The sequence below is a fragment of the Glutamicibacter sp. 363 genome (genome assembly GCF_052379505.1).
Classification (GTDB): domain Bacteria; phylum Actinomycetota; class Actinomycetes; order Actinomycetales; family Micrococcaceae; genus Glutamicibacter.
Map to the genome: position 1 here is coordinate 100,744 of NZ_JBQSYR010000011.1, position 14,696 is coordinate 115,439.

General features: G+C 56.4%; 12 protein-coding genes. 10 read left to right on the forward strand and 2 right to left on the reverse strand.

Features of this window, described 5'->3' with window-relative positions:
• The first annotated feature begins 69 nt into the window (after positions 1 to 69).
• Together ACT3UA_RS08570 and ACT3UA_RS08575 are read left to right on the forward strand one after the other, a co-directional pair.
• Positions 70 to 651 carry a phosphorylase family protein gene (locus ACT3UA_RS08570; RefSeq protein WP_096288163.1) on the forward strand — a complete coding sequence of 194 codons (582 nt, stop codon included), beginning with the start codon at positions 70 to 72 and terminating at the stop codon, positions 649 to 651.
• Positions 652 to 956: 305 nt separating this feature from the next.
• Positions 957 to 1,829, forward strand: a complete 873-nt coding sequence (locus ACT3UA_RS08575) for a PaaX family transcriptional regulator (RefSeq protein WP_096288165.1) — start codon at positions 957 to 959, stop codon at positions 1,827 to 1,829.
• A 92-nt stretch (positions 1,830 to 1,921) separates the two neighbouring features.
• On the opposite strand, the gene ACT3UA_RS08580 is transcribed toward ACT3UA_RS08575, so the two are convergent.
• Positions 1,922 to 2,341, reverse strand: a complete 420-nt coding sequence (locus tag ACT3UA_RS08580) for a RidA family protein (protein ID WP_096288167.1) — start codon at positions 2,339 to 2,341, stop codon at positions 1,922 to 1,924.
• 141 nt (positions 2,342 to 2,482) lie between these two features.
• Between ACT3UA_RS08580 and ACT3UA_RS08585 the strand changes: the two genes are divergently transcribed.
• From ACT3UA_RS08585 to ACT3UA_RS08605, 5 genes are all read left to right on the forward strand, one after another.
• Positions 2,483 to 3,343, forward strand: a complete 861-nt coding sequence (locus tag ACT3UA_RS08585; protein ID WP_096288169.1) for a fumarylacetoacetate hydrolase family protein — start codon at positions 2,483 to 2,485, stop codon at positions 3,341 to 3,343.
• Positions 3,344 to 3,384: 41 nt separating this feature from the next.
• Complete coding sequence (locus tag ACT3UA_RS08590; protein WP_096288171.1) at positions 3,385 to 3,867, forward strand: cupin domain-containing protein; 483 nt, start codon at positions 3,385 to 3,387, stop codon at positions 3,865 to 3,867.
• Positions 3,864 to 4,757 carry an acyl-CoA thioesterase gene (locus ACT3UA_RS08595; RefSeq protein WP_096288173.1) on the forward strand — a complete coding sequence of 298 codons (894 nt, stop codon included), beginning with the start codon at positions 3,864 to 3,866 and terminating at the stop codon, positions 4,755 to 4,757. The genes ACT3UA_RS08590 and ACT3UA_RS08595 overlap by 4 nt, the downstream gene beginning before the upstream one ends.
• 34 nt (positions 4,758 to 4,791) lie before the next feature.
• Positions 4,792 to 6,423: an AMP-binding protein gene (locus ACT3UA_RS08600; protein ID WP_096288175.1), complete on the forward strand. Its 1,632-nt coding sequence runs from the start codon at positions 4,792 to 4,794 to the stop codon at positions 6,421 to 6,423.
• Between the two features lie 67 nt (positions 6,424 to 6,490).
• Positions 6,491 to 8,881 carry a bifunctional salicylyl-CoA 5-hydroxylase/oxidoreductase gene (locus ACT3UA_RS08605; RefSeq protein ID WP_444615994.1) on the forward strand — a complete coding sequence of 797 codons (2,391 nt, stop codon included), beginning with the start codon at positions 6,491 to 6,493 and terminating at the stop codon, positions 8,879 to 8,881.
• Positions 8,882 to 9,582: 701 nt separating this feature from the next.
• Here the strand turns inward: ACT3UA_RS08605 and ACT3UA_RS08610 are convergent.
• Positions 9,583 to 9,912, reverse strand: a complete 330-nt coding sequence (locus ACT3UA_RS08610; RefSeq protein WP_141393590.1) for a hypothetical protein — start codon at positions 9,910 to 9,912, stop codon at positions 9,583 to 9,585.
• Positions 9,913 to 10,506: 594 nt separating this feature from the next.
• Here ACT3UA_RS08610 and ACT3UA_RS08615 point away from each other — a divergent pair.
• The 3 genes from ACT3UA_RS08615 (at position 10,507) to ACT3UA_RS08625 (ending at position 14,524) form a co-directional block, all read left to right on the forward strand.
• The gene (locus tag ACT3UA_RS08615) at positions 10,507 to 11,841 is read left to right on the forward strand and encodes an MFS transporter (RefSeq protein WP_096288181.1); all 1,335 of its coding nucleotides are present in this window, start codon (positions 10,507 to 10,509) and stop codon (positions 11,839 to 11,841) included.
• Positions 11,842 to 12,041: 200 nt separating this feature from the next.
• Positions 12,042 to 13,415, forward strand: coding sequence for an alpha/beta fold hydrolase (locus tag ACT3UA_RS08620; protein ID WP_096288183.1), 1,374 nt, complete (start codon positions 12,042 to 12,044; stop codon positions 13,413 to 13,415).
• Positions 13,416 to 13,477: 62 nt separating this feature from the next.
• Entirely contained in the window at positions 13,478 to 14,524 is a 1,047-nt protein-coding gene (locus ACT3UA_RS08625; RefSeq protein ID WP_096288185.1) for an AraC family transcriptional regulator, read from the forward strand.
• Positions 14,525 to 14,696 lie beyond the last annotated feature (172 nt).

Sequence of the window (14,696 nt, forward strand, 5' to 3'; positions counted from 1 at the left end):
GGATACTGGCCGTGCGATCTGCTTCCGGCCTGAATCAAAAAGACTTTAGTTGTTGTTGAGAGGAACCGAATGTCGGATCAGAAGACCCTGCTAGTATTCGCGCACAGTGACGAAGCGTCAGCTTTCGCGGACGTACCGCATGTGGTCTCCGGAGTAGGCAAGGTCAATGCCTCGGTCGCTCTTGCCGGTGCGCTCGCCGAGGGCAATGTTGAGCGCGTGATCGTTTTGGGCACCGCCGGTGTAGTCGGCAGCGCAGATGAAGACCGCCCAAGCTTGGACACCATCTATCAGGTCACCCGATTGATCCAGCACGACTTCCCATTGGCCTCGGCCGATGTAGTGCCCGCCGGTGAGATCCTGTTGCCAGATACTCAGGCGACCATGGCCACCGGTGACGTATTTGTCAGCAATGACGAGCAGCGCACCCACATCTCCGGGCTGAATGCAGCATTGGTGGACATGGAAGGCTACGCCTATGCCAGCATGTGCCAGCTCTTCGGTGTACCGCTGCAGATCTTTAAGGTGCCTTCTGACTATGCGGACAGCTCCACCAGCATGGAAGATTGGGACGCGATTGTCGTGGCCAAGAGTGTTCAGCTTCGCGAGTTCTACGATGCGCACCTGCGCACGGCACTCGACGCAGCCAAATAGTACCGCGCCCGCGCGCTATTGAGAGGTGAACGACAGGTGATTGACCGGTCCGCCATCGGCTTTTGCTAAATCGTTCCCCTGGCGCAGACGTGGTTCAAGGAAACAGATGCCTAGACCACGCCTGCGCCATTCGCGTTCAAGATCGTGCGCGGATTTCAAAATCCGAGAATTCCTAGATGTTATTTTGATCGAATATCCCATTGATTTCCCTGGCCGATCAAAATGACCAATCTTCTATGGCTTGCGCCATCCCGCTGATGGTTCGCACTAGAATCGAATGACTAGGATCGATTGGAGAACGTTTCATGACCGCACAGGCAAACGCACGTGTCAGTGTTGGAGACATCTCTGTGCCTCGCCATCATCAGCTGATCGTGTCCCTCTTTGGTTTATACGCACGCCAGTACGGGGGCGCCTTGCCTGTGGCAACGATTATTTCCCTGATGGAGGATGTTGGGGTTGAATCTGCCGGAACGCGTTCCTCGATATCTCGGTTGAAAAAACGCGGAGTCATTGAGAGCGTTCAAGTGCAAGGCCGCAATGGATATTCGCTTGCTGACTCAGTCTTGACCACGTTCGCCGAAGGTGACGAACGGATCTTCCATCCCCGTCGCGCCACAGCTCAGGATCGCTGGTTGTTGGCGACCTTCACGGTGCCAGAAACCCAGCGCAATATACGGCACAAGATTCGCTCATCACTGGTGCGGATGGGCTTTGGCTCCGTAGTTCCTGGACTGTGGATTGCTCCGGAACATGCCAAAGACGCAGCGCTGGCCTATTTCACGCGACACGGACTAGATCAGTATTTCGAATTTTTCCTTGCCGAGCATATCGGCGGTGCCCAAATTCAGAAGAATCTTAGTTCTTGGTGGGACTTAGTTTCCTTGGATCAGCTATATTCCGAATTTTTGAACGAGAACCGAGGCCGATTGGAAAGCTGGCAACAGCTTGTCCAGGCCGGGGACAACCCTGAACTTGATGCCCGGGCATTCGCAGATCACTTGATCCTGCTCACCCAATGGCGACGACTCCCTTACTCCGATCCAGGGCTCCCAGCAGAATTGCTTCCAGAGGGATGGAATGCATTAAAGGCAGAAGATCTCTTCCACAATTTACACACACTCTTGGCACCCATGGCTGGTCGTCATGCTAAACGTATTATCGGCGTGGACAGCTGACACAGCTCACAAAATAGCTATTACCGCGCAAAGCCAAAGAGCCACGGACTCGCCCATTGGGTAAGTCCGTGGCTCTTTGGCTTTGCTGAAGATTAGTCGCGATCCTGAATCACGGCGACACCCTGAATCTCGATCAGGGCTTCTTTCTGCCAGAGACGCGTGACACCGACGCCAGCCATGGCGGGGTATTCGGTGCCAGCCATTTCGCGCCAGGCTCGACCAATTTCGCGGCCATTGGCCATGTAGTCGTCAACGTCGGTCAGGTAGATCGTGACGCTTACCAAATCTTCTGGATGTCCGCCTGCTTCAACCAAAGTAGTCAGCACGTTGGAAAATACCTGCTTAAACTGCTCCACTATGCCGCCGGGAACGATATTCATGTCCTTGTCCAGGGCGGTCTGCCCGCCAAGGTAAACAGTGTTTCCGGCCTTCATTCCATGCGCATAGCCAGAGGGCTTAGCCATGGAAGCCGGGTTAATCGTTTCATTGCGATGAAGCTTGGTCTCAGTCATTTCCAACTCCTGTACTGGGCTAATCAATTTTGCCCCATTTGGCTCTAGCGTCATCTTTGTGATGCGTGCTACATTGAGTTTACGTGACGGCGGTAAAAAAGTCGACACATGGATTCTGTACCGAATAACAAGGACTCACACATGAAACTCGCAACGGTCGAAGTTGGCAGGCAAACACATGCGGCGCTCCAGGTCGCCCAGGGCTATCTCCCGCTTCCAGCCCGTAATCTCAGCGAGTTCCTAAAAGACTCAGATTGGCTATCCATCGCTTCTAAGGTCCTTGCAGAGCACCGCTCGGACAGTCTGATTCCAACAGGCGAGGCACGACTACTGAACCCGGTTCCAGCACCGACTAAGGTGATTTGCTGCGGACTGAACTACGCGGACCACATTTTGGAAATGGGACGGGAATTGCCCCAATATCCGACGTTGTTCGCCAAGTTCGCCGACACCCTCGCCGATCCCGGTTCGGAGATCATCAGTACCGTTTCAAATAACGTGGATTGGGAAGCCGAACTTGCCGTGGTGATCGGAACCGAAATCACCAATGCCACCGAAGAAGAGGCTGCTGCCGCCATTGCCGGCTACACCGTGGCCAACGACGTTTCGATGCGAGACTGGCAGCGCCGCACCCTGCAGTGGTTGCAAGGCAAGGCCTTCGACGGCACGACGCCGCTCGGCCCAGTGCTAGTCACCACCGATGAGCTCGATCCGGAGTCGGGCTTGGAAGTCATCTGCAGGGTCAACGGAGAAGAAGTCCAGCGCGGCAACACTTCGACCTTTGTCTTCTCAGCGGCCCGACTCATTAGCTACATCTCCGAGTTCACTACCTTGCGCCCGGGAGATGTCATATTGACCGGAACTCCAGGCGGAGTTGGCATGGGTATGGAACCCGCGCGTTTCCTCGCAGACGGGGACGAGCTCCAGACAGAAATCCCGGGTATCGGAACCCTCAAAAACCGCGTCCGGCTGCGAGTGAACACCCCAGTTGCGAGCCACTGAATACCTGCAAACAAACATCACAAACTTTAAAGGAGAAGAACATGACTGAAACACCCATGACATACCGCACCGAAGGCGATAACTCGATCTACGCTTCGGAAAATGGCCAAGTTATTCCCGTGGTCACTCGTGCCGGCTCCGAAGACACCAACACCGCACAGTCAGGTGACTGCATCCGTGTTTCGGGCGTCAGCGTCCAGCACACCCCAGCGACCAAAATCTGGTTCGGCCAGGTGTCCAACGTTCCGGGCTACCGTTCCCTGCCGCATCATCATGGCGAAGCAGAAACCGGCGGCTACGTGTTGCGCGGGCATGGCCGCATCTACTTCGGCGAAAACTACGAACAGTATTCAGATATGAAAGCTGGCGACTGGGTCTTCGTTCCGCCCTTCATGCCACACGTTGAAGCAAATATGTCGGTCACCGAAGAACTCGTGTGGCTCACCGCCCGCACCCCAGAAAACATCGTAGTGAACCTCCCCGATGTTTCGGACGCCTCGCTGGAAGGATACCGCCGAGCATGAACACCACCGAACTTTCCGCACAGGTATTCCTTGACGCCATCGAATTAACTGAGTGCGAAGCCGAGGTCTTCGACCAGGCTTTCACCGCGGTCCCGCAATATGTACCTTGGCCCAAGGCCTACGGCGGCGACATGGTTGCTCAAGGTGCGCTTTCGCTGATGAAATCGGTGGACACGGACCGCTCGCTGCATTCGATGCACTCATACTTCCTGCGCCCGGTGGATATGCACCAGCCGGTACGCTACGAAGTCGAACACCTGCGTGATGGACGTGGGTATTCCACCCGCCAGGTCCGCGCCTTCCAGAATGGCAAACCCGTCTTCTCCGCCTTGGGATCCTTCCACGTCCCGGAAGAAGGTGCAGAATACTCAATGGATGCACCGAGCGATTCCTTAGACCTCGACCCGGAAACATTGTCCAGTGCAGCCCAAGCCTTGCAGGGCGTTGACAGCCAGGCCGCCACCTATTGGGCTGGCGGGCGCAGCTTCGACATGCGCCACGTGCCCGAAGCAATCTATCTTCCCGGCGAGCGCGCACAGAGCGCTCACCAGGCCGTATGGATCCGCGCTTTTTCGCCTCTTCCGGATGACAGTCTCGTGCAGAAGGCCGCTTTGGCCTATGTCTGCGACTACACCATCTTGGAACCGATTATGCGCAGCCTCGGGCTGAGCTGGGGTGACCCGGGATTGGTGACTGCCAGTCTAGATCATTCCATGTGGTTCCACCGTGAAGGGCGCATGGACGATTGGGTACTGTACGCCCAAGAGGCCGTATCCAGCCAAAACAGCCGTGGCCTGGCTATCGGGCGTTTCTACACCCGCGATGGAAAGCTCTTGGCCACCGTTGCCCAAGAGGGCATGATCCGCGCCGCGCGGACCACCACAGCCTAGGACATCCGACCGATTCACCCTACGGAGTTACCTGATGGAACTTTCACCTTCCGCGCATGAGGATACCTTCACGCGAGATCACCTTCCGCCGCAGAATCTGTGGCCGACAATGGAATTCACCTTGCCCGAATTGCAGTACCCGGAAAGGCTGAATGCCGCAGAGGTCCTCATCGACCAGGCTGTTGCAGAATTTGGTGCGGACCGCACCGCGCTCCTGGCCCCAGACGGCACCAAGCTCTCCTACGGTCAGTTGCAACGCCAAGCGAACCAAGTGGCCCAGGTGCTGGTCGAAGACTATGCGCTGCGCCCAGGAAACCGGGTGATGCTTCGTGGTCCGAATAATTCCTGGCTGGTCGCCTCATGGCTTGGCGTGCTCAAAGCCGGCGGCGTCGTGGTCACCACGATGGCGGCCCTGCGCGCCGCTGAGATATCCAAGTTGGCTGGGCTGACGCGTCCTTTGGTGCTGCTGACCGATCACCGATTCGCCGAAGACGCCGTACAGGCCAGCGGCGGCACGTATCCAGTGCTGACCTATGGTGGCCAGGGCGAGGACGATCTGGCGCAGCTATGTGCTGCCAAGTCCGGCGAATTCACTGCGGTGGATACGGCGGCCGACGACGTGGCTTTGCTTGGACCGACCTCGGGAACCACTGGCGTCCCTAAGATCACCATGCATTTCCACCGTGACATTCTGGCCAATGCGGACACTTTTGCCCGTTACCTTCTTAAACCTACCCAAGATGATGTCTTCGCGGGTTCTCCCCCTTTGGCATTCACCTTCGGTTTAGGCGGCCTCGTAGTTTTTCCGTTCCGCTTTGGAGCTAGCTCGCTTCTGACCGAACGCGCTACCCCTGTGGAATTGGCCGAGTATTCGCATCAGGTCGGAGCCACGATTTTGTTTACCGCTCCGACCGCCTATCGCGCAATACTCAAGAATGGCAAGGAAGACCTGCTCAAATCGCTGCGCGTGGCGGTATCGGCCGGCGAACACCTGCCTGCTGAAACTTGGCACCAGGTCAAGGACGCCACCGGATTGGAACTGGTCAATGGCATCGGAGCCACCGAGCTGCTGCATGTGTTCGTATCCGCTGCAGGCCGGGATATCAAGCCCGGAGCCACGGGCAAAGCGATCCCCGGCTACCGTGCCACCGTGCTGGATGAAGATGGCAATGAGGTCGGAACAAATGAACCGGGCCGGCTCGCAGTTATTGGGCCGACCGGATGCCGCTATCTCGATGACGAGAGGCAGCACAACTACATCTGCAATGGTTGGAATATCACCGGCGACATCTTCTATAGGGACGAAGAGGGCTATTTCTTCTACCAAGCTCGAAGCGACAATATGATCATCTCCTCCGGTTACAACATCGGCGGGCCAGAGGTCGAACAGGCTTTGGACCAGCACCCGGACGTGCTGGAAAACGCCGTAGTGGCTCGTCCTGATCCGAATCGCGGATCCATCGTCTGTGCTTTTGTGGTTCTCGTCGAAGGCGCCGAGGCCAGCGACGCGAAGGTCAAGCAATTGCAAGACTTCGTCAAGGCCACGATCGCGCCGTACAAGTACCCACGGGAGATCCGCTTCGTGACTCAACTGCCGCGCAATCCCAGCGGCAAGCTCCAGCATTTCAAACTCCGTGAAGCCTTCAATAGCTCACCGGTCGCCTAAGCACTGACAAACTTATCCGGGCCCTTACCGGCCCAGCACCCCTGTGGGGTTGATGAAAGGACACACCATGAAAATTGCAATTATCGGCGGCGGCCCAGGCGGCCTGTACTTTGGCGCTTTGATGAAGCAACTGGATACCAACCACGAGGTCACCGTCTGGGAGCGTAATGCCGCCTCGGATACCTTCGGTTTCGGCGTGGTGTTCTCCGACGAAACCCTGGGAGGCATCGGCAATGCCGATCCGGTGGTCGCCGAATACATGTCACGGCGCTTCGCCCGCTGGAGCGATATCGACATCCACTTCCGCGGACAGATGCATACCGTAGGCGGCCAAGGCTTCGCGGCCATGAGCCGTAAGGAACTCCTTGAGCTGCTGCAGCGCCGCTGCATCGAGCTGGGTGTGGATGTACGTTTCTCCACCATGGCCCCAGATGTGGAACAGCTCTCGGCTGAATATGATCTAGTGCTGGCCGCCGACGGGCTGAACTCCGCCGTGCGCACCAAATACGCCGAGTCCTTCAAGCCTTCGCTTGATCCGCGTACTTCGAAGTACATGTGGTTGGGCACTGATCAGGTGTTCGAGGCCTTCAAGTTCTTCGTCAAGGAAACCGACGCCGGAACCATGCAAATTCATGGCTACCCGTACTCCGATGAGGGGTCAACCTTCATCGTGGAGATGCACGAGGACGTGTGGCGAGCAGCCGGTTTTGATGAGACCGAAAATGAAGTCTTCGCCCCGGGTGTCAGCGACGCAAAGTCCGTGGCCAAGGTGTCCGAGATCTTCGCCGAGGAGCTGGCCGGCTACCAGGTGCTCACCAACAACTCGAAGTGGATCAACTTCACCACGGTGCGCAACGAAAACTGGCGTCATGGAAACATCGTACTTCTGGGAGACTCCGCGCACACCGCCCACTTCTCCATCGGCTCGGGTACCAAGCTCGCCATGGAAGACGCCCTGGCACTGGCAGCCTGTTTGCATGAGCACGCTGACGTGGATAACGCGTTGGCTGCCTACGAAACCGAACGACGTCCGGTGGTTCAATCCACCCAGCGTGCTGCCCAGGCCTCACTGGAGTGGTTCGAAAATATTGGCCAGTACAAGGATCAGGACCCTGTGCAGTTCTGCTTCAACCTGCTCACCCGTTCCCGGCGGATCACCTACGACAACCTGAAGCTGCGAGATCCCGGGTTTGCGCAAACCGTTGATGAGAACTTTGCCAGGTTGAATAATTCGCCCTCCGTCGCTCCTGCAATGTTCCAGCCACATAAGCTGGGCAACACCGATCTGGTGAACCGCGTGGTGGTCTCCTCCATGGACATGTACTCGGCCACCGACGGGGTACCCGGTGAATTCCATCTGGTCCATCTGGGTTCCAAGGCCATGGGCGGTGCCGGGCTCGTAATGACCGAAATGGTATGTGTCTCGAATATCGGGCGCATTACCCCTGGATGCACCGGGCTCTACACCGATGAACAGGCCAGCGCGTGGAAGCGGGTGACCGATTATGTACACGGAAATTCAAATGCCAAGATCGGCGCACAGATCGGGCACTCGGGCCGCAAGGGTTCGACGAAACTGATGTGGGATGGCATCGACCAGCCACTGGAGGAAGGCAACTGGGAGGTACTGGCTCCGAGCGCACTGCCCTACGGGGAAGGCTGCCATGTGCCAGTGGCGATGAACCGCTCGCAGATGGACGAGGTGCGTGAGCAGTTCGTCGCCGCGGCCCGCCGCGCCGACGCCGCAGGCTTCGACGTGCTGGAAGTACACATGGCCCACGGCTACCTGCTCTCCTCCTTCCTTTCCCCGTTGTCCAATAAGCGCACCGATGAATATGGTGGCTCGCTGGAAAACCGACTGCGCTACCCATTGGAAGTCTTGGACGCGGTGCGCCAGGTCTGGCCAGAGGAGAAGACTATCGGTGTGCGCATCTCGGCCACCGATTGGTCCGAAGGCGGAAACACCGAAGAGGACGCGGTTGGCATCGCCGCAGCCTTCATCAACCATGGTGCGCAATTCATTGATGTCTCCTCCGGGCAGATCGTCAAAAATGAAAAGCCAGCCTTCGGGCGAAGCTACCAGACTCCTTTTGCGGACAAGATCCGCAATCAGGTTGCCGCTCAGACGGGTGTCTCTGTCATCGCCGTCGGAGCAGTCTCCTCATACGATGACGTGAACTCGATCCTGCTGGCGGGCCGTGCGGATCTGGTAGCACTGGGTCGTACCCACTTGTACAACCCGCAGTGGACCTTGCAGGCAGCAGCCGAGCAGGATTATGTGGGCGCCGGCGCGACTTGGCCATTGCCGCTGAAAGCTGGACGACGCAAGCCACCAGCAGCCCGCACCGATGCGGTACGCCCGCGGCTCTCGCTGTTGTCTCAGACCCAAGAAGTTGACCCGACGCACGTGCGTTGGACCCCGGCGAAGGATGCCCAGGCGCTGGCAACCAGCCGGTAACCCTTCCGTAGTTTAAGGCAAGCAAGAGGCGCACTCTCAACGTGATGAGTGCCTCTTGCTTGCCTATCCTTTCACCCACCGTTGAACATGGATAAGCCATTTCCATGATCGATAAAAATTGCAGAGCGTCTCACCAGTTACGCAGTGCCTGACCTGGCCTGGGTAGCTTTTGGCGTTGACATAGCTCCAGTCATCACATCCGCGCGATTCGCAGTCTCTCCTTTTGGCCCCGGTCAGCCCTTCCCTTTATGAGGACTAGACTTCTCGACAAACCGTGTCGACTCGACAGTCGTCCTCGGAGAGCAAGCGATTGCTTGTACCGGTGTGTGCGCATTGTTTCCCGGACTCCAACAGCCCAGCATCAAAGGCATGGGCAAGCCAGAAGGATAAGACACACGGGGACTGCCAAGCGTGATCGCGTCGTTGCCGGCGGGCAGGTCTTTACGACGGCCGCGAGCTGATGTTGGAATGACTGCGAGAAAGTCGACAAACCCCAGAAGACGCTGAGAGGTTGTGAATTGACCTTATTTGGCTGCTTCATAACCACTCTATGATTGCCTCCTCGTGGTCCACAAATCCTTTCACTCATGACTAAAATCCGCTTCCCATTGTCAAATGCTGCGGGCGGGGCAAGAAGCCCTTTTATGAATTGGACCCCGAGTAAGAGCGACCGGAAATTTTCTAGGAAATGGCCATAATTTTTACCGGCCTAAGACTCGCAGAACTTCATGCAAATCCATGAACTCGTCGCAGCTAGTAATGATCCCGGCTTCCACCTTCATGATCGTGATGATTTCTATGTCAAAGTTCATCCCGTTGCGCGCCTGAGCGGTTTCGTGGACGTGTGACGTAACCATTGACTGCGCTTCGTCGCAGTAGATTCCCTTGATATTCAGTCGGACCGTCCCCGGGACAAAGGTCTGGCCCAAGGTTCCGATGAGATCGTCAAAGAAGGAATCTGCGCCCTCGTAGGTCCGAGCCACCGCCGAATGGACTCCTGCGACACGCCACGCCAGCGATTCGGCCATCACGGATCGGGCAGTTTTCCTATCACCTCTCTGCTGAGCTTCCCAAAAGGTTCGAACCGCCTGAGCAGACGTGAGTTCAAGCTGAGAATTCATATAGGTTCCTTTGCTGGTCTCTGGACCAAATAAGCGAGCATTCTCGCGGGCCGATCGTTCAGAATAATTAAAAGTTGGCACAGAAATCTAAGTACCGTTTCTAATTTGCGCCAAATTTTCGGACGTGACTAGATTTCGACCGTGTACTAAGAACCTGGAGATCAATGACGATCTTCCAAGCGGAATCATCGACCATTTTCGATAAACAACTAGTCAAATCGATACTGCAGGTGCATTTATGATTCTTAGATTCTTCATTCACAACATTCAAGGTCGCGTCATTTCACAGGGTACGCAAGGATTCGGCACCTAGAACTTCTAATTAAAGTATTGCATATATAGCAACGGTCGCAATAAAACGGCTATACAAGCCGCCTTGCTTCTGGCAGACTTTCTCCCACCAAGCAGAAACGACCCGGAAGTGTCAGCATTACACAACCCGGTTGTCGATCATCCTCCGCGAGCTATCTCCTCACTCGCACACCTTCTCTCGAAAGACTCATCATGACGGGATTACAAAAGGCTTCCACAGCCACTCGGCCCGAAGTTCCGCAAACCGCACGGGAAAAACGCAAAATCATTCTGGGTGTCGGCGTGGGTAACGCCCTAGAGTGGTACGACTGGACCGCCTATTCAATTTTTGCAGCCTACTTTGCTGGCCAGTTCTTCCATGCTGGAGATCCGGTCACTGCACTGCTCGGTACCCTCGCCATTTTCGGCGCAGGATTCCTGATGCGCCCGCTTGGCGGTCTATTCTTCGGCTGGTTCGCTGACCGTTACGGACGCCGCCAGGCTATGTCGATTTCCATGTTGATCACTGCCGGCGGTAGCCTCCTAATCGGCGTCTCGCCAACCTACGGAAGCATTGGAGCCGCGGCAGCCGCCTTTCTGCTCGCGGGGCGCATGTTGCAAGGTCTGGGACACGGTGGCGAAGTTGTATCTTCCTTCACCTACGTCACCGAAATGGCACCACGCAAATCCCGCGGGCTTTGGTCTTCCAGTGTCTTTGCCTTCGTCACTCTCGGTGTTATCGCCGCCACCTTGCTCGGGGCGGTCTTGTCCACCACACTCGGTACGGACGCCGTCCGCGAATGGGCCTGGCGCATTCCGTTCATTCTGGGCGGACTTTTAGGTATCTACGCACTTTACCTGCGCCGGAAGTTGGACGAAACTCCGATGTTCAAGGAAAAGGTCCGGCTGGCCGAGGCTGGCTTATCCCAAGAACCTCGCGGTCGCATGTTCGCCGACATCTGGGAGCACCGCCGTGCATGCATGCGCATCGTAGGTCTTGCCGCCGGCGGTACAGTCATGTTTTACGTCTGGTCGATTATGGCTCCAGCATTTGCCATGGGCCCACTGGGGATGGACCCAACTCAGGTACTTTGGGTGAGCACCGGCGCCAACGTCTTCTTTATCGCCTGTTTGGTGTTCTGGGGTTGGCTGTCAGACCGCATCGGACGTAAGTTCAACTGGTATTTCTTTGCTATTGGCGCCATGATACTGATCATCCCGCTGACCATCGTCTTAAACGGTGGCCCCGAGATTTGGCGACTGGCCGTCTACATGGGCGTGGGTATGATTTTAATTTCGGCACCCACCGCCATCATGCCAGCGTACTTCCCGGAGCAGTTCCCTACTCGGGTACGGGCCGTAGGTATGGGTTTGCCATATTCCGTTGCCGGCGCCCTCGCCGGCGGTACCGCGCCATATCTTCAGGCATGGCTGTACGCCGAAGGTTCTCCACGAATCTTCGACTTCTACCTGATTGCGCTTTGCGCACTGGTCCTGATCGCCGCGGCGCTTTCCCCAGAAACCCGTAACAAAGACCTGGCAAAGTAACAGCGGGACGCACATCGAAGCGTGAGCAAAAATCACGATCACTAGGCCCGGCGTTATCCAATGCTGGGCCTAGTTCCTTATTTTGGAAGCATTTCGCGACCGAGCCAGAATACCTTTATTGCAGTTTTTTGACTATCGCTCTATTGTTGTCACATGAGACTCTGTGACTCAAGATACAGTTGGCATGATGGGAATGATTCATGACCACCCCCGTGCGCACCGCGCCTTCGACCAATCCCAACTCATTCTTCCGACCCAACCGAGCGATACAGCGGCACATTGGCGTGCGTTATGCTCGGCTACAGGACGGTCAAAGATTCGATCCGCCAAGCCTAGTTCCACTCTCCGAGGGATTGGCCGCGTCCGCACAGTTCGATTCGACTGAGGATGTACCGGTCTTCCCTCAGCTCACTTCCCGTTTAGATACGTTCATGGGTTCGCCAGCAGGAAAACAAATTCACGACCAAGACGCGTTCTTCCTAAACACCTTTGCACCAGAAGGTCTCACCGACCTACCGGTTCTCGTGTTCGTTCATGGTGGTGCCTGGGTGTCGGGCGCCGGGACCTTCAGCTGGTACGAAGGTGACGAGATCGCTTGTGAAGGGGTCTGCGTTGTCAGCGTAAACTACCGGATTCACGCTACAGCGCACCTTTCCGATTCCGCAGAGCACCGCCCACTTCAGGATTTGGAAACTGCTTTGGAATGGGTTCAACGGAACATTCAGCACTTTGGTGGCAACCCAGAAAACGTCACCCTGGTAGGTCAGTCCGCCGGAGGCTGGTATGTTCATGCTTTGTCGCAGCTGGAACGATTACGCGGAAAGTTCCGCAGGATTGCCCTCCTGTCCATGGGCACTCGCACTCCGTGGAGCCGCCAGCAATTAGAGGCGACCCGCCAGCAGATATCTCTGGCGAATAACGGAGCCGAACTAGGTGAGATTCCCACAGACAAGCTGTTGGCGGATTCCATCTCGTGTTCGCGCGCCGTGCTACAGCCCGAACTAGCCTCGGCTCCGGTTGGTTATACCCCGGCCCCCTTATTGCCCACCGCGTCGATCGATCTACCCACAGATTTCTTGGACCCACTGTCCTCCACCAAGAATCTGATCGTCGATGATGTTTTCCTGCGTTATACCCTAGATGAGACAGGAATTTTCCTTTGCGGTTCTGCCGCGGCCATCAAGGCCACCGCTGAACAAGTCGAAAACTCCTACCGTGCCTTTATCCCGGACCCCTCCACGGTGCCAGAGCATCTGCATCGGCGAATGGTCGACACCAAGTCCAACCCGTACCTGCGGTTGCGCGCCATCACCTCGTGGGCGCAGTTCCAAGAACTGCCAACCTTGCTAGCCAGTGCTTATTCGTCCGCGGGCAAGAACGTACAGCTTCACGAGTTCAATGTTCCAAGCTCCAACACGACGCTTGGCTCGTGTCACTGCCTCGACCTGCCATACCAATTCGGCAACTTTCACGCGTGGAAAGATGCGCCAATGCTGACCGGAGTCAACCCGGAGGACTTCGCGGCAATCAGTAAACCACTTATTAAACAGATGACGGATTACGTGCGGGGTTAGCTCCTCACTCTAGTCGCCAACAGCGCACCGCGTCTCGCGGCAGTGACCAATCAGGACAAAACATGTCGATTTCGCACTTCCCTGAGCATTTCGCTTGGATCCCCACGGGCGAACAGCTACATTTTTCGCGACCTAGGGAAGCCGAGGAATACTTCTCCCGGCTTTTCGTTTCCCATGAATTGCAGCCACTTGAACAGCGCACGGCCTTACGTCTCGATGCCCGGGCACGCTGGTTTCACGATTGCGGATTGCTGACGCTGGAATACGCAGTTCCCGTGCGCATCTCCCCCGAGCAGCTCGGTGACATCTTTCTCATCCAACTACCGATCTCCGGAGAGTCTCGAATGAGAGTGGGGACCGAAGAAATCATTGCCACGCCCAATCGGGCTACCCTTCCACCCACCGACGAACCTGCGGTGATCCGGTGGAACCGAGAATCACCCCATCTGCTGATCTGCCTACCGCGGGCTACTGTGGAGGACGTGGCGGCACGTATGTATTCGATCCCATCCGCAGCCGGACTCACCGTGGCACATTCATTGGACTTGACGACCACAAACGGCCAAAAATTCATGCAAACCTTGCGGGCGTTCCATGACGAGCTGGAAGCCGATCCAGCGGACTGCTATGAAGTCGTTACCGCCGCGGCGCTGGAAATGATGATCATGAGATTTCTGGTTGCCGTCGACCATTCACTGGCGAGAAATCGGGAGGCTTCCAATCATGACATCCCAGACGATCTACTCTCCCAGAACGCCATAGCCCACCATTTTATCCAATTGCTTCGCGAACACGCGCGCGAAGACGCACAGATCTCCGACTATGCCGAACGACTGGGCATCTCAACCCGAACCTTGCAGCTAGCCACCGCTGCAGCCTTCCAGCGCTCACCCTTAAAACTACTTGTAATGGAACGCCTACGAGCAGCGCACGGCATGCTCGTGGATCAGGCGGCGCCACACCTGAGCATCGCTCAAATTGCCACTGACTGCGGCTTCGGTCACCTAAGTCGATTCTCGGCGAGCTACCGTCAGCGGTATGGCGAAACACCACGCGAGACCCGCAAACGCCACCTCACCGGGCATTCGGCGGAGTATCGGCAAACCTGATCCAGCCGATCGGCAGGATCGGGTCTACTCAGCTGAATCACTCAATGGAATCCGCGCCGCTGTTCGAACAGCACTTCGTCTTTCGGTCACTACTTCGCAATTTGGATATTGCGAATCTTTGACGGTAATAGTAATTTTGAGACATAGAACACAGAATACAGAATGAATGCGA

Bases quoted from the DNA above. Each gene is read 5' to 3' on its own strand.
- ACT3UA_RS08570 (WP_096288163.1), top strand. From the start codon at position 70: ATGTCGGATCAGAAGACCCTGCTAGTATTCGCGCACAGTGACGAAGCG.
- ACT3UA_RS08575 (WP_096288165.1), top strand. From the start codon at position 957: ATGACCGCACAGGCAAACGCACGTGTCAGTGTTGGAGACATCTCTGTG.
- ACT3UA_RS08580 (WP_096288167.1), bottom strand. From the start codon at position 2,341: ATGACTGAGACCAAGCTTCATCGCAATGAAACGATTAACCCGGCTTCC.
- ACT3UA_RS08585 (WP_096288169.1), top strand. From the start codon at position 2,483: ATGAAACTCGCAACGGTCGAAGTTGGCAGGCAAACACATGCGGCGCTC.
- ACT3UA_RS08590 (WP_096288171.1), top strand. From the start codon at position 3,385: ATGACTGAAACACCCATGACATACCGCACCGAAGGCGATAACTCGATC.
- ACT3UA_RS08595 (WP_096288173.1), top strand. From the start codon at position 3,864: ATGAACACCACCGAACTTTCCGCACAGGTATTCCTTGACGCCATCGAA.
- ACT3UA_RS08600 (WP_096288175.1), top strand. From the start codon at position 4,792: ATGGAACTTTCACCTTCCGCGCATGAGGATACCTTCACGCGAGATCAC.
- ACT3UA_RS08605 (WP_444615994.1), top strand. From the start codon at position 6,491: ATGAAAATTGCAATTATCGGCGGCGGCCCAGGCGGCCTGTACTTTGGC.
- ACT3UA_RS08615 (WP_096288181.1), top strand. From the start codon at position 10,507: ATGACGGGATTACAAAAGGCTTCCACAGCCACTCGGCCCGAAGTTCCG.
- ACT3UA_RS08620 (WP_096288183.1), top strand. From the start codon at position 12,042: ATGACCACCCCCGTGCGCACCGCGCCTTCGACCAATCCCAACTCATTC.
- ACT3UA_RS08625 (WP_096288185.1), top strand. From the start codon at position 13,478: ATGTCGATTTCGCACTTCCCTGAGCATTTCGCTTGGATCCCCACGGGC.